Raw genomic sequence first — 24,994 nt, forward strand, 5'->3', positions numbered from 1 at the left:
TGTTCGCGGCCTCGTCCCACGACCGGTGACGTGCCCGATTCGTGACGCTAGCACGCACCCCGCCGGGGAGCGCCCCGGGTGGGGCTCCCCGACGGGGTGTGCGGACCGCTGGCGCGGGCCCGGGGCCGGGCCCGCACCGGTCAGCTGATCCGGGTCAGCTTGGCCAGGAAGTCCGGCTCGCCGAGGTCCTGGCGGAGGGCGACCGGCACCTTGATCGCGCCGCCCGCGCCGCCGTCGCCCACGGTGAGCGTGCCGACCTTGGTCCCAGCCTTCGCCGAGTGGGGCACCTGGTCGGCGGCGAAGGACAGCTTCACCCGCGAACCGGCCCAGCCGACCGCGGTGACGTCCTCGGTGGCCACGACGGGGGTGTGGCCGCCGAGCTTGTCGTCCACGTACCCGACGACGTCGCCCTTCTTGAGGATCTTCGCGGAGGTCAGGGCCTCCTTGGCGGCTTCCAGGGCGGTCTTGCTGACGGCGTTGGCGGTGCCGAGGATCGACGGGCCCTTGTGCTGGCCGAGGATCGCGCCGACGATCGTGACCGTCTCGCCGCCGACCTTCTTGCGGGCGGCGAAGAGCAGATTGCCGCCGGCCGCGGTGGTGCTGCCCGTCTTGATGCCGATCGCGCCCATCCGGTACGGCAGCTCGTTCCAGTTGGGCCAGTTCTTGCCGGACGGGTCCGTCCAGCTGGCCGCGCTGGTGATGGCCACCAGCGCCGGGTTCTGCACCACCTGGTTGCCGAGCTTCACCTGGTCCTCGGCGGTGGAGACGGTCGTCTCCTTCAGACCGGAGGGGTCGGTGTACGTCGTGTGGGTCATCCCCAGTTCCTTGGCGGTGTCGTTCATCTTCTTGACGAACGCCGCTTCGGAACCCGCGTCCCAGCGCGCCAGCAGCCGCGCGATGTTGTTCGCGGACGGGATCATGACGGCGGACAGCGCCTGCTTCTCGGTGAGGCTCTGGCCGGCCTTGACCGTGTTGAGCGTGGACTCACCGCCCTTGTCGTAGCCGCCCTCCTTCTCGGCCGTCGGGTCGATCTGGATCTTCGGGCCCTCCTGGCCCACCTTGAGCGGGTGGTCGCGCAGGATGATGTACGACGTCATGGTCTTGGCGACCGACCCGATGGCCACCGGCTTCTGGGCACCGAACTGCCCCATCGCGCCGACGCCCTGCACGTCCATCCAGCCCTGGCCCTCGTCCGGCCACGGCAGGGACAGCTTGCCGCCGTCGAAGGCGTAGGTGTCCTTCGCGGTGAGGGCGAGGGCGGGCGCCGGCAGCGGGCGCAGAGCCTGTACGACCGCAAAGACGACCAGGAGCAGCAGGACCAGCGGGGTCCAGATCTTCACCCGGCGCATCGTCGTGCGCAGCGGGGTCTCCGGCGGCGGCGGAGTGTTCGTCAGCTCCGCCAGCAGGTCCAGCGGGGGCTTGGGCGGCAGCGGCTGCTGGGTGGTCCGCTCGAAGCCGGGCCGGGCCGCGGGCGTGGTGCGCGCGGTCGGCGCGGTGGGCTGCGCCTTCGGCCCGGCCGGGGCGGCGGACTCCGGCTTCGGGGCGTCCGGGGCGTCCAGGGGCTTGAGCGCGACGAACTTGCTGGTGCGCTCGGCCTCGGACTCCGCGGGCTTGGGGGCGGGCTTGGCGCCGCCCTTGCCCTCGCCGCCCTCGCCGGGCTTCGGGGCGGCCTTCGCGCCGTCCTTCGCCGCATCCTTCGCCGCGCCGCCCAGCTTCAGCATGGTGGTGGGCTGGTCGACGGCGGGCCTGGGCTTCTTGAAGACGGCGGTGGGCCGGTCGACGGCGGGCTCGGACTCGGCCTCGGTTTCGGCTTCGGCTTCGGCTTCGGCTTCGGCTTCGGCTTCGGAGGCGGCGGTGCCCGCTTTCGGGGTCTCGGACTCCGGAGTCCCGGTCTCGGGGGCCTTGGGCTCGGCGGTCTTCGCCTTCGCCTCGGGCTCGGGCTCGGGGTCGTCGGCCGTCCCGGCGTCCGCCTTCGTGTCCGTCGCGACGTCCGCCTCGGGCTTCCCGCCGTCCTCGGCGTCCTCGCCGTCCCGGGCTTCCTCCGCCGCCGGTTCCTCCGCCTGCCCGGCGTCCTCGCCCGCCTCCGGCGCTTCCGCCGGATCGTCCTCCGCCTCCGGCTTCGGCTTCGGCTCCGACTCCGGCTCCGTCACCACATCCCGCACCGAGAGCACCCGTGTGGCCGTGTCCACGCCACCGCGGCTCCCCGACGTACCGGACGTACCGGACGTACCCGACGTACCCGACGCTTCACCGGCCGCCGCCCCGGACGCACCGGACTCCCCGCTCAGCGCGAGGCGCGGATCGCGGGGATCCCGCGTCTCGCTCCTGGCCCCGGGAACCGGGCCCGCGCTCCCCGACGTCGGTTCTGCCGACGACTCGCGCTGCTTCGACCTGTCGGGGGACTCGCCCGCCACCGATGCCTCCTCATGTGCCGCACGCCCCGCGTGCCGCTACCGAACCGTGAACCGCCACCCGCACACAGCCGTACCGGCCGGCCGTACCAGCGGAGGTACCACCGCCTGTACCACCCGGTCGTACCGCTGTCCGAACCATGTACCAGTGTCCTGTGTGCGGACCAAACCCACGGGGAAGACGAGAACGACATACCTACTGGTTCCACTACGAAGCGGTCACGCACTCTCGACAGACCAATGTGAGAGGGGTCACCCTGTCGTACATCCACGCGGGGAGGCATGGATGGGCAGGAGCCGCAGAACACTTCCGGAGGAGCTTCTGCTGCTGGCACTGGACCCGACCACGGGTACCACTGCGCAGCCGCAGTCGCTCGACCTGGGTCTGGCCGGGGCACAGCTAGTGGAGCTGGCGCTGGCCGGACGGATAGCCCCAGACGGGGATCGTATCGCCGTGGTGGTGCCACGGCCGACAGGAGATCCGACACTGGACTGCGCGTTGGAGTTGCTGCGGAGGCGCGGCGCTCCGGTACGGGCCGTCCACTGGATCGGCGGGCCGCGTCTCGGGCTCCGCCAGACCTATCTCTCGCATCTGGAGCGGTGCGGCATGGTGCACGCCGTGGCCGGCCAGATGTGCGGGGTGCTGCCGACGACTCGCTATCAGGCGACGGACAACGCGATCAGCCGGGAGATCAGGGCCCGGCTCGACTCCGCGATCCGCACCGGCGTACCGCCGGACCCGCGGACCGCGGCGCTCGCGGCGCTGGCCCACGCGGTCGGCCTCGGCAAGCACCTGTATCCGGGCAACGAGGGGCGTTCGTCCCGGTCCCGGCTGCGCGATCTGATCCGGCACGACCCCATGGGGGGTCTCGTCGCACACGCCGTGATGGACGTGCAGAACGGCGCGGCGGCCCAGCCCCGCCGCGGCCAGGCGCCGGTCGGCCGGCAGGCCACCGCGGGCGGCAGGCCCGCTCCGGAACCGGCCCGCGGCGTTCCGATGCAGCCGCAGCACGGCGCCGGGGCCATGATGCGCGCGGTGGCGCACTGATCCGCCGCGGCGGCGCGGCAGCCGCTCCACGGCGAAGGCACCGCGGCGCACCGTAGAAGCACCGCACCGCACCGCACAAACACCGCACCACAGGAACACCGCACGACCGCACCACGGAAGCACGACACCACCGCACCCACGCGCACGCCGTACAGGTCGTACGACCGTACGGGCCGCGCACGCCGCACACGCCGCAGCGCAGTCCCCAGACCCGGTTCGGGAGCCGCTGGTCCGGGCGGGGTGGCGGAACCCGGGGGTCCACCCCGGGGTTCCGGCGCCCCGCCCGGCCGCTCACCAGGGCCCCCGAACCGGCTTGCGGACGCCGCATATCCGGCGTTTCCCAGCGGAGGCAAGCCGCTTGGTGGCAATCTGCTCAGCAGCAGATACGCAAAGTAGAGGCATGCAGCCGGAGGTGCGCGTCCCGTGGCGTCCAATGTCAATCCCACCGTCAGGCGGCGCCGGCTGGGCCAGGAGCTGCGCAGGCTCCGTGAGCTCAAGGGCATGACGGCGGAAGAAGTGGCGGAACGACTGCTCGTGTCGCAGTCGAAGATCAGCCGTCTGGAGAACGGCCGGCGCAGCATCAGCCAGCGCGACGTCCGCGATCTGTGCGGGGTCTACGAGGTCGAGGACCACCGGATCGTCGACTCGCTGATGCAGATGGCCAAGGACTCGCGCCAGCAGGGCTGGTGGCACTCCTTCGGCGACATCCCGTACAGCGTGTACATCGGTCTGGAGACCGACGCGGCGAGTCTGCGGGTGTACGACCCGCAGGTGGTCCCGGGGCTGCTCCAGACCCGTCAGTACGCGGAGGCGCTGATCGCCGGCGCGCTGCCGGAGACGACGCCCGCGGACATCGAGAAGCGCGTCCAGGTGCGGATGCGCAGACAGGAGCGCATCGCGGCCGCCGAGAACCCGCTGCGGCTGTGGACGGTCCTGGACGAGGCCGCGCTGCGCCGGGTCGTCGGCGGTCCGGCGCTGATGCGGGAGCAGTTGGAGCACCTGGTCGAGCAGTCGCAACTGCCGCACGTGACCGTGCAGGTGATCCCCTTCGGGATGGGCGCACATCCGGGTCTGAACGGCCAGTACGCCATCCTGGAGTTCCCGGACACGGCGGACTCCAGCGTGGTCTACATCGAGGGCGTGACCAGCGACCTGTATCTGGAGAAGGCCAACGACGTGCAGAAGTACAGCGTGATGTACGAGCACCTGCGCGCGCAGGCCCTCAACGTGGAGCAGTCGCGGGAGTTCATCGAGAAGGCCGCGAAGGACTACGCACGCTGAGAGGCGGGCACGGTACACCGTCAACAGCCGTAGACGGAAGAGCTGTTGGAATATGCCATCCGGTCGAGTGAACGGCTGCTTCACCCATCGAGCGCGGCGAGTAGCGTCGATCACGCCATCGAGCAACACCGTTGGCGCAAACCGCGCTGTGGGTTCCCCGAACGCGTCGTGCGGTGTCAGCCATTCAACCCCTCACTCGCAATCCGGAGCAGAAATGGCAATTCGTCAGGGTGCCACGGCGAAGTGGACCAAGTCCTCGTACTCCACGGGCAACGGCGCGTGCGTCGAGGTCAAGTCACCGGTCGTCGCGGCCATGGCGGTCCGGGACTCCAAGGTCCCCGGGGGCCCGGCGCTCGGCTTCCGCGCCGACGCGTGGAACTCCTTCGTGGCGTCGGTCAAGTCCTGAGGCAGGGGCCTCTGCCGGGGCCCTCCCGTTCCTCGCCCGGCACACCGCACCACAACTGAAGAGCACACAGCAGGCGCACGCGGCAGCCCCGTGAGCGCCGCCCGCAGAAGCCCCCTCGGCCGGTCCGCCGTCGTTGCCGAGGGGGCTTCGCCCTGCCCGGACCGGCCCCGCCGGAACACCCCGACACCACCCCCGCGTGTTCATATAGCTGAACCAAGGTCAGCAAGCAGAACCTTTTACTCCGTCTTGACCTTCCGCTTTCTTGTCGTGCCCATGCGAGCGATCCCACGATGAGCGGGCACTTCGCGGCCTTCGTCGCCCCTCCCCCGTTCAGGCGAAGTGCCCACCTGCTGAGCGGAGTTCACAAGGCGGACCCTGGAAGGGGGCACATGAACAGTCTCGACTGGGCCGTGCTCATCGGCTACTTCGGTGTGATGGTGGCGATCGGCCTCTGGTCGCACCGGCGGGTGGGCGACGTGAGCGACTTCTTCACCGCGGGCGGCCGGATGCCCTGGTGGCTGTCCGGCATCTCGCACCACATGTCGGGCTACAGCGCGGTGCTGTTCACCGGGTACGCGGGCATCTCCTACACCTACGGCGTCACCTCCTTCGTCACCTGGTCGTTCCCCATCGCCCTGGGCATCGCCATCGGCTCGAAGCTGTTCGCGCCGCGCATCAACCGGATGCGCTCCCGGCTGCACGTGGCCTCGCCGCTGGAGTATCTGAAGAACCGCTACAACCTCCCCACGCAGCAGGCGCTCGCCTGGTCCGGCATGCTGCTGAAGATCGTGGACGTGGGCGCCAAGTGGGCGGCGATCGCGACCCTGCTGTCCGTCTTCACCGGGATCAGCCTCGACCAGGGCATCCTCATCACCGGGGCGATCACCGCCGTCTACTGCACGATCGGCGGCCTGTGGGCGGACGCGCTCACCGAACTGGGGCAGTTCGTCATCCAGTTGCTCGCCGGTGTCTCCATGTTCGTGGCCGTCGTCCTCAAGCTGGAGGACAAGGGCATCGGCTTCCTCGGCGCCTGGGACGAGCCCGCCCTGCACGGCCACGGCAAGCCGCTGGTCGGCCCGTACGGCACGGTGTTCCTGCTGGCCTTCCTGTTCATCAAGCTCTTCGAGTACAACGGCGGCATGCTCAACCAGGCCCAGCGCTACATGGCCACGAGCAGCGCCCGCCAGGCCGAGCGCTCGGCGCGCCTGTCCGCCGCGCTGTGGCTCGTCTGGCCGGCCGTCCTCTTCTTCCCCATGTGGATGTCGCCGCTGCTGGTGCACGCGGCCAGGCCCGACGGCTCCGACTCCTACGCCCTGATGACCGAACAACTGCTGCCGCACGGGCTGCTGGGCCTGGTCGTCGTCGGCTTCTTCTCCCACACGATGGCCATGTGCTCCTCGGACGCCAACGCGATCGCCGCCGTCTTCACCCGGGACGTGGCACCGGTGCTGTCGCGGCGGGCGCGGGCGTGGGGCACGCGCGGCGCGCTGGTGGCCGCCCGGGTGACGACCGTCGTCTTCCTCGGCCTGTCCATGGCGGTGGCGACCCAGGTCGAGTCCCCCGCCTTCAAGGACATCATCACGGTCGTCATCAAGTGGGTCGCCGGTCTCATGGGCCCGATCGCCATCCCGATGATGCTGGGCCTGCTCCGCCCCTTCCGCCGCTCCGGACCGACCGCGGCGCTCACCAGCTGGGCGCTGGGTCTGCTGGCGTTCTGGCTGGTGAACTACCCGGTCGACGCGCACGTGGACGGCGGCGTACCGCTCCAGTACCAGGTGTCGATCCCGCTCGCGGTCTCCCTGGTCCTGTACGTCGTCATCGGCTACGTCCGCCCGGAGGACACCCCCGAACGGCTCGCCGTCATCGAGCGGGTCAACACCGACGGGGACGGCGACGGCGCCTCCTCGGCGGCGGTACCGGCCCCGGCGGGCGCGGGCGACGACGTGGTGGGCACCCCGCCGTCGTGAGGGCCGCGCCCACGGAGCCCCTGAACGCACCGTTCCCGTTCGGCTACAGTGCCGAACGTCGTACGTACGGACGGTGCCGTGAGGAGGTCTGGGTGGGTACGACGTCCGGGGTGGTCTGGGGGCGTGCCGAGCAGCAGGACTTCCGCAGCAGAGTGCGGGGCACGCTGCTCGGCGTGGGGCTGGGGGACGCGCTCGGGGCCCCGGTGGACGGGCTCGGCCTCGACGCGATCCGCGCGGCGCACGGCCCCGAGGGGATCGCGGACCTGGCCCCCGCGCACGGGCGGCCCGGCGGGATCACGCACCTCACCCAGCTCACGCTGTTCACCGTGGACGGGCTGATCCGGGCGCAGGTGCGCCGCGACACCGGGGCCTGGCACCCGCCGACCGACCTGCACCGCGCGTATCTGCGCTGGGCGGCCACCCAGCGGGACTGGGGACCCGACGAGCGCCGCGAGGACGACGGCTGGCTGGCCCGCGAGGAGTGGCTGTACGCCCGGCGGGAGCCGACGCGGGCGCTGCTCGGCGGGTTCGGCGACACCGTCATGGGGACCCCGGAGACGCCGAAGAACCCCGGGGAGGCGGGTCCGGAGGCCGCCGCCCGGTCCGCGCCGTTCGGGCTGCTGGTCGGCTGGGAGCCCCAGCTGGTCGTGCAGCTCGCGGTGGAGTGCGCCGCGCAGAGCCACGGCCACCCCTCGGCGTGGCTGGCGGCCGGCGCGTACGCCGTGATCGTGCACGGGCTGGCCCGCGGGGACGCGCTGGACGCCGCGGTGCAGAAGGCGCTGGCGCTGCTCGCGGTGCGGCCGGGCCACGAGCCGGTGTCGGACGCCCTCCAGCACGCGCTGGGCGCGGTCCGCCAGGGCATGCCGGGCCCGGCGCGGGTGGCGGAACTGGCCGGGCGGGGTGCGGCGGAGGGCGTGCTCGCGGTCGCCGTGTACTGCGCGCTGGTCGGCGAGGACGTACGGCACGGGCTGTGCCTGGCGGTGAACCAGAGCGGCCCCTCGGGCGCGGCCGGTGCGCTCACCGGCGGGCTGCTCGGCGCCCTGCACGGCGAGACGGCCCTGCCGCCCGCCTGGCTGGCCGAACTGGAGGGCCGCCCCACCCTGCTGGTCCTCGCGGACGACTTCGCGATGGAGATGACCCAGGGCCCCGCCCTGCACGGCCCCACCGGCTCGTCCCCGGGCTGGCTCGCCCGCTACCCGAGGGGGGCCGGGGCCGCGTAGGCGTACGACGCCGCCGGGGAGGCGGTGGCCGCGGGGCCGGGGCGTCAGTCGACCACGACCACCCGCGTCCCCTTCGCCGCGAAGTCCCACAGGGCCGTGCCGTCCTCCTTGCCGGTGCGGACGCCGCCCGTCTTGATGCCCTCGGCGACCGGTGGCGGCGAGGAGCCGTCGACGGCGTTGCTGAAGGCGACGAAGACGCCCGCCTTCCCGGCGAAGTACATGATGTGCTCGATCTCCACGCCGTCCGAGCCCTTCGTGGGGTCGGCGACCCGCTGGGAGATCGCGTAGGCGCCCGGGTCGGGGCTGACCGTGCCGGGCCAGACGGCGAACGTCCGGGAGGGCATGCCGCGTTCGTCCATCAGCCAGACGCGCTTCTGGCCGAGGGAGTAGACGACACGGCGGCCGGTGCCCGAGCCGGTCGGGGCCGCGGGCGGCGCGGTGTGCTTGGGGGCGGCGGCCGGGGGGTGCTTGCCCGCGGAGGCCGAGGCGCTCGGACGGGGCGCGGCGGCGACGGGGTGCGGGCCCTGGTCCGCCTGGGCGGCGAGGGCTCCGACCGCGACGACCGCCGCGACGGTGAGGCCGCTGACCCAGGCCCACGAAGGTATTCGGGCAGGCATGGGCACGCATCTCCTCGGCTACTCAGCTGTTCGGCCCCGGGAACCGTCGGCTCATCGTACTGTGGGCCGCCTCCCGCGCGGTTCAGTCCAGCACCGGCAGCAGCCGCGGCAGATGGCCGTCGGAGGCGGCCGCCGCGCGCTGCCGCTCCTCGGGGACCTCACCGTAGAGGGTGGTGCGCGGTTTCGCGGGCCGGCCGGCCGCGGCGGCGACCTCGGTCAGGTCCTTGACCGACTTGTAGGAGCCGTAGGAGGAGCCCGCCATCCGGGAGATGGTCTCCTCCATGAGGGTCCCGCCCAGGTCGTTGGCGCCGGAGCGGAGCATCTCGGCCGCGCCCTCCGTGCCCAGTTTGACCCAGCTCGTCTGGATGTTGGGGATCCAGGGGTGCAGCAGCAGCCGGGCCATCGCGGTGACCGCCCGGTTGTCGCGGACCGTGGGGCCGGGGCGGGCGATACCGGCCAGGTAGACGGGCGCGTTGGTATGGATGAAGGGCAGCGTCACGAACTCGGTGAACCCGCCCGTGCGCTGCTGGATCCCGGCCAGCGTGCGCAGATGGCCGAGCCAGTGGCGGGGCTGGTCGACATGGCCGTACATCATCGTCGACGAGGAGCGGATGCCCAGCTCGTGCGCGGTGGTCACCACCTCGATCCAGGTGGCGGCGGGCAGTTTGCCCTTGGTCAGCACCCAGCGGACCTCGTCGTCCAGGATCTCCGCCGCGGTGCCGGGGATGCTGTCCAGGCCCGCCTCCCTGGCCGCCGTCAGCCACTCCCGGACCGACAGCCCGGTGCGGGAGGCGCCGTTGACCACCTCCATCGGCGAGAAGGCGTGCACATGCATGCCCGGGACGCGTTCCTTGACCGCGCGCGCGATGTCGAAGTACGCGGTACCGGGCAGGTCCGGGTGGATGCCGCCCTGCATGCAGACCTCCACCGCGCCCACCTCCCAGGCCTGCTGGGCGCGGTCGGCGACCTGATCGAGGGAGAGGGTGTAGGCGTCGGCGTCGGTGCGGCGCTGGGCGAACGCGCAGAAGCGGCAGCCGGTGTAGCAGACGTTGGTGAAGTTGATGTTGCGGGTGACGATGTACGTCACGTCGTCGCCCACCGCCGACCTGCGGACGTCGTCCGCGATCCGGGTGAGGGCGTCCAGCGCGGGCCCGTCCGCGTGCAGCAGGGCCAGCGCCTCGGCGTCGGTCAGCCGCGTCGGGTCGTCGGCCGCGGTGCGCAGCGCCTGGCGTACGTCGGTGTCGATGCGCTCGGGCACCATGCCGGGTGCCGCGGCCTCGCGCAGGGCCTCCCAGTCGCCGTAGACCTCGTCGAAGTCGCCGCGCCGGTCGCCGGTGCGGCCCTCGGTGTCGACGGCGGTGTGCAGGTCGGTGCGGCCGGACGCGGTGAACGCCTCGTCGGGCTCCTGCCAGGGGCGGCCCTCGACGACGGCGTCCTCGCGGGCCAGTCCGGTGTCCGGGTCGGCGAGGGCGCCGACGTGCGGGAGCAGCCGCGGGTCGAGCCAGGGTTCGCCGCGGGTGACGAACTCCGGGTAGACGCAGAGCCGTTCGCGCAGCTCGAAACCGGCGGCGGCGGAGCGCTCGCGCAACTGGTCGATCTGCGGCCAGGGGCGCTCGGGGTTGACGTGGTCGATGGTGAGCGGGGAGACACCGCCCCAGTCGTCGATGCCGGCCTCGATGAGGCGTTCGTACTCGCCGTCGACCAGGTTGGGCGGGGCCTGGAGGCAGGCGGCGGGGCCCATGATGTGCCGGGCGACGGCGACGGTGGCGACCAGGTCGTCCAGTTCGGCGTCGGGCATGCCGCGCATCGCCGTGTCCGGCTTGGCGCGGAAGTTCTGGATGATCAGTTCCTGGATGCCGTGGTGGGCGCGGGCGACCTTGCGCAGCGCGAACAGGGACTCGGCGCGCTCCTCGTGGCTCTCGCCGATGCCGATGAGGATTCCGGAGGTGAAGGGGACGGAGGAGCGTCCGGCGTCCTCCAGGACCCGCAGCCGCACGGCGGGTTCCTTGTCCGGGGAGCCGTGGTGGGGGCCGCCGGGCTCGGACCACAGGCGGGTGGCGGTGGTCTCCAGCATCATGCCCATGGACGGGGCGACGGGCTTGAGGCGCTGGAAGTCCGTCCAGCTCATGACGCCCGGGTTGAGGTGCGGCAGCAGTCCGGTCTCCTCCAGGATGCGGACGGAGATCGCGCGGACGTAGGCGATGGTGTCGTCGTAGCCGTGCGCGTCGAGCCACTCGCGCGCCTCGGGCCAGCGGTCCTCCGGCTTGTCGCCGAGGGTGATGAGGGCTTCCTTGCAGCCGAGTGCGGCGCCCCGGCGGGCGATGTCCAGCACCTCGTCCGGGGACATGAACATCCCGTGCCCGGCCCGGCGCAGCTTGCCGGGGACGGTGACGAAGGTGCAGTAGTGGCACTTGTCCCGGCACAGCCGGGTCAGCGGGACGAAGACGCTCTTGGAGTAGGTGATGACGCCGGGCCGCCCGGCGGCGTCGAGCCCGGCGTCGCGCACCCGGGCGGCGGAGGCGACGAGGTCGCGCAGGTGTTCGCCGCGGGCCTGGAGCAGCACCGCCGCCTCGGCGACGTCGAGCGCGACACCGTCCCGCGCGCGTTTGAGGGCGCGGCGCAGGGAGTTCTCGGTGGGGCCGGTTCCGGAGGTCGCGGAAGTCGTCATCCTCCGAGCATACGAGTGCGCTGATCACCGGCGCTGATCACGGCGGCGGGCGCGACCGCGCCGCCCGGCCCCCGCTCACTTGATCTGATCCGCCGCCCACTGGGCCCACTCGCGGCGCATGGCGTTGAAGCGCAGTCCGTACTCCAGGGCGATGCGGCCGTGCACGGAGAGGCTGTCGTCGCCCCAGTCGATGGAGTCGGTGAGCCGACGCAGTTCGCCGTGCTCGCGCTCGGACATCTCGGCGAGGCCGGTGAGGTAGGCGCGGCCCTGCGCGGGGGTGAGCACGCCGAGGAAGAAGACGCGCAGCAGGATGTCGCTGCGGACGGTGCGCTGGGGCTCGGTCGCGGTGAGCCAGTGGCGCAGTTCGGCCAGTCCGCCGCCGGTGAGGGCGTACTCCTTGCGGCCCCGGGGGCCCTCGGCCGCCACCTCGATCAGTCCGGCACCGGCGAGCTTGGTCAGTTCGGTGTAGATCTGGCTCTGGGTGGCCGGCCAGACGTTGGCCAACGAGGTCTCGAACCGCTTCAGCAGGTCGTAGCCGCTGGCGGGGCGCTCCGAGAGCAGGCCGAGCAGTGCGTGTCTGAGGCTCATGCCCCCACTGTAGCCGCGACCTTCCAGTGTTGACATGTCACCCCTCGACCTTCTACTTTCGACATGTCAGAACAGAAGTAAGTGCCATCGGGGAAAACGGGGAACGCCATGTCCTATCTGCGCACCTTCCTGCCATGGATCGTCTTCGCGGTGCTGCCCTCGGGAAGCTGGCAGTGGGCGGCCCTGGCCGCGCTCGTCATCGCCGTCGCGGTCATCGTCGGCCAGGTGCGCTCCGGCGCCGGTTTCGACGCGCTGATCATCGAGTCCGGCTCGGCGGTCTTCTTCGCCGTGCTGGCGGCCGTCGCCTTCGCCGACCACGACTCGGGCGTGCACACCTACTCCGCAGCGCTCTCCTCGGGCACCCTCGCCGTCATCGCCGGGGTCTCCCTGCTCATCGGCAGGCCGTTCACCCTGGGCATCGCCAAGCGCGGCACGCCGCGCGAGGTGTGGGGACTGAAGCCCTTCATCCGGACCAACACCGTCATCACCGCGGTGTGGACCGCCGCGTTCGCCGTGACCGCCGTCGTCCTCGCCCTGCTGAGCCACGCCGGGCACGCCCACTCCGCCCTCGCCGCCGTCATCCAGATCGCCGGTTTCGCGATCCCGATGGTCTTCACCGTCCGCTACGTCGCCCATGTCCGGGCCAGAGCCCGCGCCACCGGCCGGGCGACCCGGTGACCGCCCCGCACCCGGTGACCACCCGTCACCCGGCGGGCGCCCACTGCCCGGGACGCGCCCCCGGTCTACGCTGACGCCCCATGACCCGTCACAGCGACCTGAAGCACCGGATGGTCACCCGCTTCCAGCGGTACGTCGCCAACCCGGTCACCCGGCGCCTCCCGCTCCAGACCCTGCTGGAGACCACCGGACGCGTCTCCGGCCTGCCCCGCCGCACCCCCGTGGGCGGCCGCCGCACCGGCGAGTCCTTCTGGATCGTCTCCGAGTTCGGCACCCGCTCCCAGTACGTGCGCAACATCCTGGCCGACCCCGCGGTCCGGGTCCGGATCGGGGGCCGCTGGCACCACGGCACCGCGCACCTGCTGCCCGAGGACGACGCCGCGGCCCGGCTGCGCCGCCTGCCCCGGTTCAACAGCGCGGCGGTCCGCGCCTTCGGGACCGACCTGCTGACCGTCCGGGTGGACCTGGCGGACTGAGAGCGCTTGCCACCCGGGCGCGGCCCGCTCTCCGGATGCGGAGAGCATGTGTGGGCCTTGTGTCACCGGGCACCACGACCTGTGATCGCCGTCTCCCGGAGCTGACGCATCTGCCATTTAGAAGGCAAACTGACCTATCGAAGAAGGACAGTTCGGCTGGCGGCCAGGGAGCAGCGATGGACGGTGTACCCCGAGTACCTGAGCAGCGGCGTGCCGGACCGCCGGCGGCGCTGCGCTTCTGCGTACTCGGACCGGTGCGCGCCTGGCGCGGCGAGGAGCCGCTGCCCACCGGGTCGCCGCAGCAGCGCGCCCTGCTCGCCGCGCTGCTGCTGCGCGAGGGGCGCACGGCGACGGCGGCCGAGCTGATCGACGCCCTGTGGGGCGAGGAGCCGCCCTCGCAGGCGCTGGCGGCGCTGCGCACCTACGCCTCCCGGCTGCGCAAGATCCTGGACCCCGGGGTGCTGGTCAGCGAGTCCGGCGGTTACGCCGTACGCGGCCTCGACGCGGGCGCGCTGGACCTGGCCACGGCCCAGGACCTCGGCACGGAGGCGGACAAGGCCCGCGCCGCCGGGGACCTGCACCGGGCACGGGCACTGCTGGGCCGCGCGCTGCACCTGTGGGACGGCGAGCCCCTGGCCGGGGTGCCCGGTCCGTACGCCGAGGCCCAGCGGGTGCGCCTCGAGGAGTGGCGGCTGCAACTGCTGGAGGCGCGCCTGGACATGGACCTGGAGCAGGCCCGCCACGGCGAGGCCGTCTCGGAGCTGACCGCGCTCACCGCCGCCCACCCGCTGCGCGAACGCCTGCGCGAGCTGCTGATGCTCGCCCTCTACCGCAGCGGCCGGCAGGCCGAGGCGCTGGCCGTGTACGCGGACACCCGGCGGCTGCTCGCCGACGAACTGGGCGTGGACCCGCGCCCGGCGCTGCGCGAGCTCCAGCAGCGGATCCTGCGCGCCGACCCGGCCCTGGCCGAGCCCTCCGCCCCCGCGCCCGAGCCGGTGGCGGCACCGGTGCGGCCCGCCCAACTGCCCGCGACCGTGCCCGACTTCACCGGCCGCGCGTCCTTCGTCACCGAGCTGAGCGACATGCTGGCCTCGGCCGAGGGCCGGGTGATGGCCGTCTCGGCGCTGGCCGGGATCGGCGGGGTCGGCAAGACGACCCTGGCCGTCCATGTGGCGCACCGGGCCCGCGCGTCCTTCCCCGACGGCCAGCTCTACGTCGACCTCCAGGGCGCGGGCCAGCGCGCGGCCGAACCGGAGACCGTCCTCGGCTCCTTCCTGCGCGCCCTGGGCACCGCCGACTCGGCGATCCCCGACTCGCTGGAGGAGCGGGCCGCCCTGTACCGCTCCGTCCTGGACGGCCGCCGGGTCCTGGTGCTGCTGGACAACGCGCGCGACGCCGCCCAGATCAGACCCCTGCTGCCGGGCACGGAGGGCTGCGCCGCGCTGGTCACCTCCCGGGTGCGGATGGTCGGACTCGCGGGCGCCCATCTGGTCGACCTGGACGTGATGAGCCCGGAGGAGGCGCTCCAGCTCTTCGTCCGGATCGTCGGCGAGGAGCGGGTGGCGAGCGAGCGCGAGGCGGCCCTCGACGTGGTCGCCGCCTGCGGCTTCCTGCCGCTGGCCATCCGTATCGCCGCCTCCCGGCTGGCCGCCCGGCGCACCTGGACGGTCTCCGTGCTGGCCGCCAAGCTGGCCGACGAGCGGCGCCGCCTGGACGAACTCCAGGCGGGCGACCTGGCGGTGAAGGCCACCTTCGAGCTGGGCTACGGCCAGTTGGAACCCGCCCAGGCCCGCGCCTTCCGGCTGCTGGGCCTGGCCGACGGCCCGGACATCTCCCTCGCCGCGGCGGCCGCCGTCCTCGACCTGCCCGCCGAGGACACCGAGGACCTGCTCGAAGCGCTCGTCGACACCTCCCTGCTGGAGTCCGCCGCCCCCGGCCGCTACCGCTTCCACGACCTGGTCCGGCTCTACGCCCGCGCCTGCGCCGAACGCGACGAGCAGCCGCCCGGCGAGCGGGACGCGGCGCTGTCGCGGCTGCTGGACTTCTACCTGGCCACGGCGGCGGGCGCGTACGCGCTGGAGCGGCCGGGCGACCGGCTGGTGGACCATCTGCACACCGCGCGCCACCCGGGGCTGGTCTTCGAGGACCGGCACAAGGCCCAGGACTGGCTGTACACCGAGGCGGTCTCGCTGCTGGCCTGCGTCCGCCAGTCCACCCGGCCCGCGTCCCTGGAGCGGGCCGTGGACACCCTGTGGGCGGCCGTCGACCTCGCCGAGTCGGGCACCAACTCCAAGGCGTACGAGAGCGTCGCCGCCGCGCTGCGGGACGCGGCCGAACGCGACGCGGCCCCGCGGGCGGAGGCCCGTGCCCTGATCTGCCTCGCCTACGTCCACAGCATCACCGGCCGCTTCGACCTCGCGGTGCGGGCCGCCGAGCACTCCGCGCGGCTCAGCTCCGGCACCGATCCGCTGGCCGCCTGCTGGGCGTACAACACCCTCGGCGTGATCGCGATCTACCAGAAGCGGTTCGAGGACGGCGAGAGCCTGCTCACCCGGGCCATCGAGGGGTTCCGCGCCTGCCAGGACCGCGCGGGCGAGGCCAGCGCGCTGTGCAACCTGTCGCGGATCCACCTGGACAGCGGGCGCACCCACAGCGCGGTGTCGCTGGCCCAGCAGGGCACCGACATGTACGACGACATGGGGCACGCGCTCAAGGGCGCCAACGGCCGCTACGCGCTGGGCCTGGCGCTCACCCAGAGCGGCCGGACGAGCGAGGCGGCGGCCCGCCTCCAGGAAGCGCTCACCGTCTTCGAGGACAGCCGCCAGCAACTGTGGGCGGGCATGACGCTGTTCCGGCTGGCCGAGGTCGACCTCGCCGCCCGGCGGCCCGCGCAGGCCGCGGCGGGCGCCGAACTGGCCCTCGGGGTGCTCCGGGACATCGGCGGCGACTGGCGGCGCGGGAACGTCCTCGTCGTGCTCGGCCGCGCCCTCAGCGGCATCGGGCAGACCGGCCGCGCCCAGGTCTGCTGGCAGGACGCCCTGGCGCTCTACGAGGCGTCGGGCGCGCCGGAGGCCGAGGCGGTCCGGGCGCTGATCAACCCGCTCGCCGTGGCCTGAGCCCACGGGCCGTCCCCGGGCCGGGCGTTCATCGTTTGTTTATCGCCGCACGGCACTCTCGACCTGTCGTTCCGTCGCGTCGGGGGGCAGGCGGAACGGATCAGGGCCGTGCCATAGGGTGAACGGCCCCGAGCAGTCCGCCCGGAGGCCCTCGGGGGAGCCTCCGGGCGGACTGCCCGGCCAACGAACGGAATCCTTGAGACGGGGAAAGCGGACATGAGCGACGACGAGAAGAGCAACGGCAACATCCACGCCACCGGCACCAAGCCCGGCGGCGCGGTCAGCGCGAAGAACATCCACGCCACCAGCGAGCCGCTGACCACCCCGAACCCGCTCAAGGCGGACGAGGACGCCGGCGAGGCGGGCACGGACAACATCCACGCGACGGACGAGAAGGCCTGAGCCGGGTCCGTTCGCACACACGGGGGATCGGCCGCGGCGGCGCGGAGGGGGAGCCGTCGCGGCCGACGTGTGTGTTCAGGCGGTGGTGCGGGCCGTGCCCGTGCCCTTCTCGGCGTCCAGGGCGTAGACGCAGCGGTCCTTGCTGCACGCGTAGACGACGCCGTCGCGGACCACCGGTGAGCCGGTGATCTCGCCGCCGGTCGCCAGCTTCCAGCGCAGCCGGCCGTCGTCGGCCTTGAGCGTGTAGAGCAGGTGGTCGGTGGAGCCGAAGTGGATACGGCCCTCGGCGACCACCGGGGAGCCGACGATCTCGCCGCCGGACTGGAAGCGCCACTTGGGCGTGCCGGTCACCGCGTCCAGGGTGTAGAGCCCCTTGCCGCTGCCGACGTGCACATGCCCGGCGGCGACCAGGACCGGGTCGACGGAGGCCCGCGCCTCGGTGGCGATCCGCCAGCGGTCGCGGCCGTCGGTGGCGTCCAGGGCGTAGACGGTGCCCAGGTAGTCGGCGAGGTAGATGCCGCCGCCGGTGACCGCCGGGCCCGGCACGAAGGCGGGCGGCGAGAGGAAGACGGCGGGCGCCTCGAAGTGCCAGCGGACATGGCCGCTCACCACGTCGACGGCGAGGACCCGGGTGCCGGCCGCGATGTAGGCGTAGCCGTCGGGTGCCGCCGTGATGCGCACCGGGACGCCGCCGCAGGAGGCCGCGTCCCCGATCGGGTAGGACCAGCGCTCCTCGCCGGTGCGGGCCTCCAGGGCGCGCAGCCGGGCGTCCTGCCAGACGTAGACGGTGCCCTCGTGCAGGGCGGGGCCCGCCTCGGGCGACTCGAAGTCGGTCTGGCAGCCGGTGATCTCCCACAGCTTCTGGCCGCCGGCGGCCTCCCACGCCTGGACGCCGCCGCCGCGGGTGCCGGTGACGACCGTGCCCCGTTCGGCCTGGATCGTGTACACCCAGGCGTCGGTCGGCAGCCGCCACAGGTCGGCGCCGTCGCGGGCGTTCAGCGCGAACAGGGTGGGGCCGTCGGAGGCGTGCACGCGGCCGTCGGCGACCGCCATGGACCAGGCGACGTCCCGGGTCTTGAAGCGGCGGCGGCCGGTGGCCACGTCCAGGGCGTGCACCTCGAAGGAGGTGACGTAGACGAGGTCGGAGGCGACGGCCGGGGTGCCCCAGACGTCGTTGGACATCCGGAAGCGCCAGGGGCGCCAGCCGGGCGCGGTCTCCGGCGGCGCGGCGGGCGCGGCCGGGACGACGGGCGCGGCGCCGGGGCGGGGCTTGGACCAGGTGGCGGCGAGGCTCGCCTCCGGCGGCGGCGCCTTCACCGCGGCGGCGCGGGCGTCGGCGACGCGCGGGCCGGGGCCGATGGGCGCGGCGGCACCGGCCAGCCGCACCGGGCCGCTGTCGGGGGCGCCGACCGGCGCGGGCATCGCGGGCAGCGGCGGCGCCTGCGGGGCCGGGACGGCGGGGTCGTAGGAGGGCGGGGGCGGCGGGGCCATCGGGGGCCGGGCGCCGTTCGCCGGGCCGCCCGAGGTGGGCGGCGGCGGGACGAGGCGTCCGCCGCGGCGGGACTCGATCAGGCCGACCGCCGGGGCGGGCAGCCAGGCGGAGGCGGTGCCGCTGTCGTCGGAGCCGGAGCCGAAGAGGTGCGGCGCGAGCTGCGACTGGAGGTCGGCGGGGGTGGGCCGGGCCGCCAGCTCCATCTGCATGCAGGACTCGATCAGCGGGCGCAGCTCGTCCGGGAGCCCTTCGAGGTCCGGGCCCTCGCGCAGCAGCATGAAGACGGTCTCGACCGGGTTGGCGCCGTGGAAGGGCGGGTGTCCGGTGGCGGCGAAGACCAGCATGGAGCCGAGCGAGAACACATCGCTGGCGCCGGTGACGCTGCGCGAGTCCTTGGCCTGCTCGGGCGACATGTAGGCGGGCGTGCCCACGGCGACGTTCGTCATGGTCAGGCGGGTGTTGGAGACGCCGGAGGCGATACCGAAGTCGATCACCCGCGGCCCGTCCTCGACGACGAGCACATTGGACGGCTTCAGGTCGCGGTGCACGAGCCCGGCGCCGTGGATGGACTGGAGCGCCTCGGCGACGCCCGCCGCCAGCCAGCGCACCGCCTGCGCGGGCAGCGGCCCGCACTCGGTCACTATCTCCTCCAGCGACGGCGCGGGCACATAGGCGGTGGCCAGCCAGGGCACGGCGGCGCGCGGGTCGGCGTCCACCACCGCGGCCGTGTAGAAGCCGGAGACCGCCCGCGCCGCCTCCACCTCGCGGGTGAAGCGGACCCGGAAGAGCTGGTCCTCGGCCAGCTCGGTGCGGACCGTCTTGATCGCCACCCGCCGGCCGGACGCCGAGCGCGCGAGATAGACCAGTCCCATGCCGCCGGCGCCCAGCCGTCCCAGCACCTCGAACGGACCGATCCGCCGCGGATCGTGCTGCGTCAGCTGATCCACCACTTGCCTGCCACCTCCCCGTACGAGCCGCGCCACCTCCGTGTGTCCGCGGCCCCCGTGCAGCGTCTCACCACCGCACCGCCGTGGCGGCACGCACTCCGATTCTTCCTGGCCGCGGCACTGGTTGCGAACCCGCCGACGAACCGGGATGTCCTGGTGTATTTTCGGCGCGGAATGACGGTTTCCCGCCGTGCGGACGGTGTCAGGTGTCCGACCTTCACCGCCCCGCCATTATCTTCACCGCTCCATGACGGCGAAGGACGCCCCCTGGTCGTCCACGGCGACCGCGACCTTCCCGTACGACGTCTCGAAGGGCGGCACCTGGACCCGGCCGCCGAGCCGGACGACCGTGTCGAGGGCGGTGGCGGCCTCCTCGACCAGGAAGTGGACGAGGAAGTGCGGGGGCATCTCGGCCGGGAAGACGTCCCCGACCGGGGCCCGGCCGAAGTCGGGCCGGGCGCCGGGGCCGAACAGGGCCGCGTGGAAGAGGCCGCCGTAGAAGGTGTTCGCGCCCTCGGTGTCACGGGTGTAGAGCTGGACCCAGCCGAAGCTGCCCGGCCGGTGGCGGCGGCCGAAGCCCGCGTGCCGCCCCGGCTGCCACAGCCCGAACACGGCGCCCTCCGGACCGGCGGCCAGCGCCGCGGTGCCGTACGGGCCGAGCTGCCGGGGCTCACCGAGGAGCTGGCCGCCGCCCGCCCGGATCCGCCCGGCCAGCGCCCCGAGGTCCGGGGCCGCGAAGTACACCGTCCAGACGGTGGGCATCCGGCCGTCCGACTTCGGGGTGAGCGCCGCGACGGGCTCCCCCTCCAGCAGGGCCACGACGGAGCCGCCGTACGCCTCCCTCTCCTCGAAGGTCCACCCGAAAAGCTCACCGTAGAAGCGCCACCCCGCGGCGGTGTCGGGGAGCTGTGCGTCCACCCAGCAGGGGACGCCCTCCGTGTACGCGGATGCCCTGTTTTCGGCCATGCCGTCAAAGTAGCCGGGACTGCCGCACCGCGCAGACCAGGCACACCAGCCTCGCAGCGCCCTCGCGACCCATTTGCAGTCGGCCGAATCGCGCTCCCATCACCCCTCGGTAAGCTGACGACATGACAGGACAAGTGCGTACCGTCGACGGCCGCGTGGCCGGCCGGCGTGGGCAGGCGACCCGGCAGAAGCTGCTCGACTGCCTCAGCGAGATGCTCAGCTCCTCCCCCTACCGGGACGTCAAGGTCATCGATGTCGCCCGGAAGGCGGGCACTTCGCCCGCGACCTTCTACCAGTACTTCCCGGACGTCGAGGGTGCCGTCCTGGAGATCGCCGAGCAAATGGCCGCCGAGGGCGCCGATTTGGCCGGACTGCTCGAAGGCAGGTCCTGGGCCGGCAAGGCGGGCTGGCAGACGGCCCAGGAACTCGTCGACGGCTTCCTGGACTTCTGGCGCCGCAACGACGCGATCCTGCGCGTGATCGACCTCGGGGCGGCCGAGGGCGACAAGCGCTTCTACAAACTCCGTATGAAGATCCTCAACGCGGTGAACGGCTCCCTCGCGGATTCGGTTGCCGAACTCCAGTCCAAGGGCAAGGTCGACAAGGACGTGAACCCGGCCGCCGTCGCCGGTTCGCTGGTGACGATGCTCGCCGCCGTCGCCTCGCACCAGAAGGGATTCACCTCCTGGGGCGTGAAGCAGGCCGAACTGAAGCCGAACCTCGCGCTGTTGGTGTACCTGGGTGTCACCGGCAGGAAGCCGACGAGATAGCGGACCCTCCGGCCGGGCGCTCTCACGGCACCTCCAGGCCACAAGTCCTGTCAGGCAGGCGGCGGTTCACCCGGGTGGACCGCCGCCTGTCGTGTTGCGGGGCGCGGTCACCTGCGCGCCCGGCGGCGGGGGTGAACGCCAGGGTGCCGGGGGCGAGCGATACTCGGGGCATGGACACGGATCTCGACGCCCTGCTGAGGTCGCTGCGCGTGTGGGACCCGGAGGTCACCCGGCTGCCCGCGTTCGATCCGGGCGAGGCGCCCGCCGACCCCCTGGACCTGTTCACCGCGTGGTTCGCGCAGGCGGTGGCGGCCGGTGAGCCAGAGCCGCACACCATGTCCCTGGCGACGGCCGACGCCGGGGGCGACCCGGACGTACGCGTGGTGATGCTGCACGGCGCCGACGCGCGGGGCTGGGCCTTCGCCACCCACGCGGGCAGCCGCAAGGGCCGCCAGCTGGCCGCCCGCCCGCATGCGGCGCTCCTCTTCTACTGGCCCGTGCTGGGCCGCCAGGTCCGGGTGCGCGGCCCGGTCACCACCGCGCCCCGCGCAGAGGCGCGGACGGATCTGCACGCCCGCTCGACGGGGGCGCTGGCCGCCGCCCTCACCGGGGCGCAGAGCGAACTCCTCGGCTCCCTCGGCGAACTGGACCGGGCCTCGGCCGCGGCCTGGCAGCGCGCCGAGGCCGCACCGGACACGGACGCCCCCTCCTGGACGCTCTACCGGCTGCGCCCCGACGAGGTCGAGTTCTTCCAGGGCGACGCCCGGCGCCGCCATGTCCGCCTGCGCTACCGGGCGCGGGCGGAACAGGAGGGACGGGAGGAACAGGCAGGGCAGGGGGGACAAGAGGGACGGGAGGAGAGGGGCTGGGTGCGGGAGCTGCTGTGGCCGTGAGGCCGCCGCCCGGTCCCGGCGCTCGCACCGCTCCCGCCACGGCCCGGCGCCTTCCGGTCGTCGTCCGGTCGCCTTCCGGTCGTCGTCCGGGCGTCATCCGGTGAAGGCGTGCTCCGCGAAGTCGGAGACCGGGCGGTAGCCGATGCGCTGGTACAGGCCGTTGCTGGTCGGGTTGGCGAGGTCGGCGAAGAGCAGCACCTCGCGGACGCCGTCCGTCCGCGCGGCGGCCCGGCTGACCTCCGCAGTGACGGCGCCCGCGTAGCCGCGGCCCCGCAGGTGCGCGGGGGTGTAGACGGCGTTGACCCGGATCTGACCGGCGACCGGCGGCGCACTTCCGGCCATGGCGACGGGCGTCCCGTCCGGGGCCTCCCAGAACAGCACGTCACCGCGCTCGGCACGGTCGGCGGCCCAGTCCGCCGGATCGCGGACGGCCGCCTCGCCGACGGCGGCGGAGAACTCCACGTACCAGCGGGCCAGCAGCTCCCGGTCCGCCGCGCCCGCGGTGCGCGCCCGGCCCGGCGGCGCGGGGCGCGGCGCGGTCAGCTCGCCCAGCCGGTACAGCCGCAGCCGCCGCCGGACGGCGGTACGGGCGCCGGTGTGCCGCCGCCAGGCGGCGGCGAAGGCGGCGGCCGTGGCGTCGTCGGCGTTCACTCCGGTGAGGCCGCCGCTCCCGTCGTGCTCCCGCCCGGCCAGCCGCGCCGCCAGCGCGTCGGCCTGCCGCCCGGTCAGCGCGGTGGGCACCAGCGGATGCGGCGGCGTACGCAGGAACGCCGCCCGCACGCCGTGCCCGTCCGCTCCCGCCAGCACCCCGAACTCGGGGTCGCTCGCGCCGTACACCCGGGCCCCGCGGGTGCGCAGCGTCTCCGCCACGGTCAGGTGCACGGTGTGCTGTACGGCGCGCGAGCGCAGGAACTCCCCCGCGCGGTCCAGGAATTCGTCCGGGTCACGGGTGAAGTGCCAGTCGTCGTGGGTCATGCCTCATGCTCCACCGCCGCGCCCGGAGCCGCCTGTGATTTTCCCGGCGGGGCAACGAGGCCGCGGGTCAGGGCAGTTCGGGCTCGGGGTCGGTGGCGAGGCGGGCGTGCAGGTGGCAGTCGCGGAAGGCGTCGTGGCGGCCCGCCTGCCACATGGCACCGCGCGCGGTCCCCTCGTAGAGGTAGCCGCAGCGCTCGGCGACCCGGCAGGACGCCTCGTGCCCGACGGCGTGGTCCAGTTCCAGGCGGTGCAGGCCGAACTCGTCGAAGGCCCAGCGTCCCGCCAGGCGCAGCGCGAGGGTCGCGACGCCGCGGCCCCGGGCCTCGGGCAGCACCCAGTAGCCGACCCGTCCGGACCGCATCGGGCGGCTGAGGACGCCGATCCCGACGTGCCCCAGGGTGGCGCCGGTCGCCTCGTCCGTGACGCAGAAGGGCATGCCCATGCCGCCCTTGGCGGTGTCCAGGTGGGAGGCGAGCGACTCCCGCGCGTCGGCCGGTTCCTGCTCCCTCACCAGCGGGGTGTTCCAGCGCAGGAAATCCGGGTCCGTCCGCCCGCGCAGCCACGCCGCCAGATCGGCCTCGGACTCCAGGTCCCACAGCCGCAGCCGCAGGCCGTGGCCGCGCAGCACGGGAGCGGGGTCGACGAGGGGCTTGTCAGATATCTCGGCCATCCGGCCATTGTGGCCGAATCCACCGAGTCCGACACCTGAGTTGTCGTGGGGCACGGCGCCCCGGCCCGGCACGCGGCCGCACCCGATCGAGTCGTACGTGATCAATCCGCAACCAATTCCGGTCTTGACCGAGACCCATCAACCGGGTGCGTGATTACGCTCGCGCTCATGGCCGACTCCCCGTCCACCGCTGCCGCCCCCGCTCCGCCGCCGGTGCCCGCACCCGGGCAGACCGACCGGCCCGTCTATGTCATCGGGGCCGGTCCGGGCGGCCTCGCCGCCGCGTACGCGCTGCGCGCGCGGGGCGTACGCGCCGTCGTGCTGGAGCGGTCCGACCAGGTCGGCGCCTCCTGGCGGGGGCACTACGACCGGCTGCGCCTGCACACCACCCGACGGCTCTCGGCGCTGCCCGGACTGCCGATACCGCGCCGGTTCGGCCGCTGGGTGGCGCGCGACGACGTGGTGCGGTACCTGGAGAAGTACGCCGAGCACCACGAGCTGGAGATCGTGACCGGGGTCGAGGTCTCCCGGGTGGAGCGCACCGCCGACGGCACCGGCTGGCTGCTGCGCGCCACCGGCGGCCGGGAGCTGACCGGCACCGCCGTGGTCGTCGCCACCGGCTACAACCACACGCCCCGCCTGCCCGACTGGCCCGGCCGCGCCGCGTACACCGGCGAGCTGCTGCACGCCTCGGCCTACCGCTCGCCCGGCCCGTACGCCGGACGGGACGTGCTCGTCGTCGGCATCGGCAACACCGGCGCCGAGATCGCCGTCGACCTGGTGGAGGGCGGCGCCGCGCGGGTGCGGCTGGCCGTGCGCACCGCCCCGCACCTGCTGCGCCGCTCGACCGCCGGGTGGCCCGCGCAGTACACCGGAGTGCTGTGCCGACGGCTGCCCGTCGCGCTCGTCGACAGGCTCGCCGGACCGCTCGGCCGCCTGAGCGTCCCCGACCTGTCCGCGCACGGCCTGCCCCGCCCGGACACGGGCCTGTACACGCGGGTCGGGCAGGGGGCGATCCCGGTCCAGGACGTCGGTCTGATCGAGGCCGTGCGCACCGGCCGGGTCGAGATCACGGCCGCCGTCGACGGCTTCGAGGACGGCGAGGTCGTCCTCGCCGACGGCGAGCGGATCCGGCCGGACGCGGTCATCGCCGCCACCGGCTACGCCCGCGGCCTGGAGCCCCTGGTCGGGCACCTCGGCGTGCTGGACGAGCGCGGCCGTCCGGTGGTGACCGGCGCGCGCGCCCCGGCCGGTGCGCCCGGCCTGTACTTCACCGGCTTCACCAACCCCATCAGCGGCATGCTCCGCGAACTGGCCCTGGACGCCCGGAAGATCGCCCGCGCGGCGGCCCGTTCCCAGGCCCGTTCCCAGGCCCGTTCCCAGGCCCGCTCCTGAGCGGGCGC

General features: G+C 73.6%; 20 protein-coding genes. 12 read left to right on the forward strand and 8 right to left on the reverse strand.

Annotated features, from left to right (window positions below; genetic code table 11):
- Positions 1-140 precede the first annotated feature (140 nt).
- Positions 141-2,189, reverse strand: a complete 2,049-nt coding sequence (locus tag ACWDYF_RS13600; RefSeq protein WP_389463026.1) for a D-alanyl-D-alanine carboxypeptidase — start codon at positions 2,187-2,189, stop codon at positions 141-143.
- A 508-nt stretch (positions 2,190-2,697) separates the two neighbouring features.
- Here ACWDYF_RS13600 and ACWDYF_RS13605 point away from each other — a divergent pair.
- The 5 genes from ACWDYF_RS13605 to ACWDYF_RS13625 all read left to right on the forward strand — a co-directional run bounded on the left by ACWDYF_RS13605 (position 2,698) and on the right by ACWDYF_RS13625 (position 8,333).
- The gene (locus ACWDYF_RS13605; RefSeq protein ID WP_026252425.1) at positions 2,698-3,459 is read left to right on the forward strand and encodes a GOLPH3/VPS74 family protein; all 762 of its coding nucleotides are present in this window, start codon (positions 2,698-2,700) and stop codon (positions 3,457-3,459) included.
- 423 nt (positions 3,460-3,882) lie between these two features.
- Positions 3,883-4,740, forward strand: coding sequence for a helix-turn-helix domain-containing protein (locus ACWDYF_RS13610; protein ID WP_018567149.1), 858 nt, complete (start codon positions 3,883-3,885; stop codon positions 4,738-4,740).
- Positions 4,741-4,954: 214 nt separating this feature from the next.
- Positions 4,955-5,146 carry a DUF397 domain-containing protein gene (locus ACWDYF_RS13615; protein ID WP_079158950.1) on the forward strand — a complete coding sequence of 64 codons (192 nt, stop codon included), beginning with the start codon at positions 4,955-4,957 and terminating at the stop codon, positions 5,144-5,146.
- Positions 5,147-5,535: 389 nt separating this feature from the next.
- Positions 5,536-7,113 (forward strand): sodium:solute symporter family protein, encoded by a 1,578-nt coding sequence (locus ACWDYF_RS13620; RefSeq protein ID WP_381737445.1) that lies wholly within the window; start codon positions 5,536-5,538, stop codon positions 7,111-7,113.
- A gap of 92 nt (positions 7,114-7,205) precedes the next feature.
- Positions 7,206-8,333, forward strand: a complete 1,128-nt coding sequence (locus ACWDYF_RS13625) for an ADP-ribosylglycohydrolase family protein (RefSeq protein ID WP_389463029.1) — start codon at positions 7,206-7,208, stop codon at positions 8,331-8,333.
- A 44-nt stretch (positions 8,334-8,377) separates the two neighbouring features.
- Here ACWDYF_RS13625 and ACWDYF_RS13630 read toward each other — a convergent pair whose 3' ends face one another.
- The 3 genes from ACWDYF_RS13630 to ACWDYF_RS13640 form a co-directional block, all read right to left on the reverse strand.
- Positions 8,378-8,950, reverse strand: coding sequence for a hypothetical protein (locus ACWDYF_RS13630; RefSeq protein ID WP_381737442.1), 573 nt, complete (start codon positions 8,948-8,950; stop codon positions 8,378-8,380).
- An 82-nt stretch (positions 8,951-9,032) separates the two neighbouring features.
- Positions 9,033-11,618, reverse strand: coding sequence for a bifunctional FO biosynthesis protein CofGH (locus ACWDYF_RS13635; RefSeq protein WP_389463031.1), 2,586 nt, complete (start codon positions 11,616-11,618; stop codon positions 9,033-9,035).
- 75 nt (positions 11,619-11,693) lie between these two features.
- Complete coding sequence (locus ACWDYF_RS13640; RefSeq protein ID WP_381737440.1) at positions 11,694-12,206, reverse strand: PadR family transcriptional regulator; 513 nt, start codon at positions 12,204-12,206, stop codon at positions 11,694-11,696.
- A 108-nt stretch (positions 12,207-12,314) separates the two neighbouring features.
- On the opposite strand from ACWDYF_RS13640, the gene ACWDYF_RS13645 reads away from it, so the two are divergent.
- The 4 genes from ACWDYF_RS13645 to ACWDYF_RS13660 all read left to right on the forward strand — a co-directional run bounded on the left by ACWDYF_RS13645 (position 12,315) and on the right by ACWDYF_RS13660 (position 16,878).
- Positions 12,315-12,884, forward strand: coding sequence for a hypothetical protein (locus tag ACWDYF_RS13645; RefSeq protein WP_389463034.1), 570 nt, complete (start codon positions 12,315-12,317; stop codon positions 12,882-12,884).
- A gap of 80 nt (positions 12,885-12,964) precedes the next feature.
- Positions 12,965-13,360, forward strand: a complete 396-nt coding sequence (locus tag ACWDYF_RS13650; protein WP_389463036.1) for a nitroreductase/quinone reductase family protein — start codon at positions 12,965-12,967, stop codon at positions 13,358-13,360.
- 176 nt (positions 13,361-13,536) lie between these two features.
- Positions 13,537-16,476, forward strand: coding sequence for an AfsR/SARP family transcriptional regulator (locus ACWDYF_RS13655; RefSeq protein ID WP_389463038.1), 2,940 nt, complete (start codon positions 13,537-13,539; stop codon positions 16,474-16,476).
- A 216-nt stretch (positions 16,477-16,692) separates the two neighbouring features.
- Positions 16,693-16,878 carry a hypothetical protein gene (locus ACWDYF_RS13660; RefSeq protein WP_381737433.1) on the forward strand — a complete coding sequence of 62 codons (186 nt, stop codon included), beginning with the start codon at positions 16,693-16,695 and terminating at the stop codon, positions 16,876-16,878.
- A gap of 75 nt (positions 16,879-16,953) precedes the next feature.
- Here the strand turns inward: ACWDYF_RS13660 and ACWDYF_RS13665 are convergent, their stop codons facing one another.
- Together ACWDYF_RS13665 and ACWDYF_RS13670 are read right to left on the reverse strand one after the other, a co-directional pair.
- Positions 16,954-19,320: an outer membrane protein assembly factor BamB family protein gene (locus tag ACWDYF_RS13665; RefSeq protein ID WP_389463040.1), complete on the reverse strand. Its 2,367-nt coding sequence runs from the start codon at positions 19,318-19,320 to the stop codon at positions 16,954-16,956.
- Positions 19,321-19,554: 234 nt separating this feature from the next.
- On the reverse strand, positions 19,555-20,283 hold the full coding sequence (locus tag ACWDYF_RS13670) for a VOC family protein (protein ID WP_389463041.1): 729 nt from the start codon (positions 20,281-20,283) through the stop codon (positions 19,555-19,557).
- 134 nt (positions 20,284-20,417) lie between these two features.
- Here ACWDYF_RS13670 and ACWDYF_RS13675 point away from each other — a divergent pair, with 134 nt between their 5' ends.
- Both ACWDYF_RS13675 and ACWDYF_RS13680 read left to right on the forward strand, forming a co-directional pair.
- Positions 20,418-21,053 (forward strand): TetR family transcriptional regulator, encoded by a 636-nt coding sequence (locus ACWDYF_RS13675; protein ID WP_018567136.1) that lies wholly within the window; start codon positions 20,418-20,420, stop codon positions 21,051-21,053.
- 170 nt (positions 21,054-21,223) lie between these two features.
- Positions 21,224-21,946: a pyridoxine/pyridoxamine 5'-phosphate oxidase gene (locus ACWDYF_RS13680; protein WP_389463043.1), complete on the forward strand. Its 723-nt coding sequence runs from the start codon at positions 21,224-21,226 to the stop codon at positions 21,944-21,946.
- Positions 21,947-22,039: 93 nt separating this feature from the next.
- Here the strand turns inward: ACWDYF_RS13680 and ACWDYF_RS13685 are convergent, their stop codons facing one another.
- Together ACWDYF_RS13685 and ACWDYF_RS13690 are read right to left on the reverse strand one after the other, a co-directional pair.
- Positions 22,040-22,921, reverse strand: a complete 882-nt coding sequence (locus tag ACWDYF_RS13685; protein WP_389463045.1) for a GNAT family N-acetyltransferase — start codon at positions 22,919-22,921, stop codon at positions 22,040-22,042.
- Between the two features lie 67 nt (positions 22,922-22,988).
- The gene (locus ACWDYF_RS13690) at positions 22,989-23,591 is read right to left on the reverse strand and encodes a GNAT family N-acetyltransferase (RefSeq protein ID WP_389463047.1); all 603 of its coding nucleotides are present in this window, start codon (positions 23,589-23,591) and stop codon (positions 22,989-22,991) included.
- A 168-nt stretch (positions 23,592-23,759) separates the two neighbouring features.
- On the opposite strand from ACWDYF_RS13690, the gene ACWDYF_RS13695 reads away from it, so the two are divergent.
- Positions 23,760-24,986, forward strand: a complete 1,227-nt coding sequence (locus ACWDYF_RS13695; protein ID WP_389463049.1) for a flavin-containing monooxygenase — start codon at positions 23,760-23,762, stop codon at positions 24,984-24,986.
- Positions 24,987-24,994: the final 8 nt, after the last annotated feature.

It is taken from the genome of Streptomyces sp. NPDC003284 (genome assembly GCF_053589675.1).

What these genes read in the sequence shown, in the direction of transcription:
- ACWDYF_RS13605 (WP_026252425.1), top strand. Translation starts at nt 2,698, where the DNA reads ATGGGCAGGAGCCGCAGAACACTTCCGGAGGAGCTTCTGCTGCTGGCA.
- ACWDYF_RS13615 (WP_079158950.1), top strand. Translation starts at nt 4,955, where the DNA reads ATGGCAATTCGTCAGGGTGCCACGGCGAAGTGGACCAAGTCCTCGTAC.
- ACWDYF_RS13620 (WP_381737445.1), top strand. Translation starts at nt 5,536, where the DNA reads ATGAACAGTCTCGACTGGGCCGTGCTCATCGGCTACTTCGGTGTGATG.
- ACWDYF_RS13630 (WP_381737442.1), bottom strand. Translation starts at nt 8,950, where the DNA reads ATGCCTGCCCGAATACCTTCGTGGGCCTGGGTCAGCGGCCTCACCGTC.
- ACWDYF_RS13635 (WP_389463031.1), bottom strand. Translation starts at nt 11,618, where the DNA reads ATGACGACTTCCGCGACCTCCGGAACCGGCCCCACCGAGAACTCCCTG.
- ACWDYF_RS13640 (WP_381737440.1), bottom strand. Translation starts at nt 12,206, where the DNA reads ATGAGCCTCAGACACGCACTGCTCGGCCTGCTCTCGGAGCGCCCCGCC.
- ACWDYF_RS13645 (WP_389463034.1), top strand. Translation starts at nt 12,315, where the DNA reads ATGTCCTATCTGCGCACCTTCCTGCCATGGATCGTCTTCGCGGTGCTG.
- ACWDYF_RS13650 (WP_389463036.1), top strand. Translation starts at nt 12,965, where the DNA reads ATGACCCGTCACAGCGACCTGAAGCACCGGATGGTCACCCGCTTCCAG.
- ACWDYF_RS13655 (WP_389463038.1), top strand. Translation starts at nt 13,537, where the DNA reads ATGGACGGTGTACCCCGAGTACCTGAGCAGCGGCGTGCCGGACCGCCG.
- ACWDYF_RS13660 (WP_381737433.1), top strand. Translation starts at nt 16,693, where the DNA reads ATGAGCGACGACGAGAAGAGCAACGGCAACATCCACGCCACCGGCACC.
- ACWDYF_RS13670 (WP_389463041.1), bottom strand. Translation starts at nt 20,283, where the DNA reads ATGGCCGAAAACAGGGCATCCGCGTACACGGAGGGCGTCCCCTGCTGG.
- ACWDYF_RS13680 (WP_389463043.1), top strand. Translation starts at nt 21,224, where the DNA reads ATGGACACGGATCTCGACGCCCTGCTGAGGTCGCTGCGCGTGTGGGAC.
- ACWDYF_RS13685 (WP_389463045.1), bottom strand. Translation starts at nt 22,921, where the DNA reads ATGACCCACGACGACTGGCACTTCACCCGTGACCCGGACGAATTCCTG.
- ACWDYF_RS13690 (WP_389463047.1), bottom strand. Translation starts at nt 23,591, where the DNA reads ATGGCCGAGATATCTGACAAGCCCCTCGTCGACCCCGCTCCCGTGCTG.
- ACWDYF_RS13695 (WP_389463049.1), top strand. Translation starts at nt 23,760, where the DNA reads ATGGCCGACTCCCCGTCCACCGCTGCCGCCCCCGCTCCGCCGCCGGTG.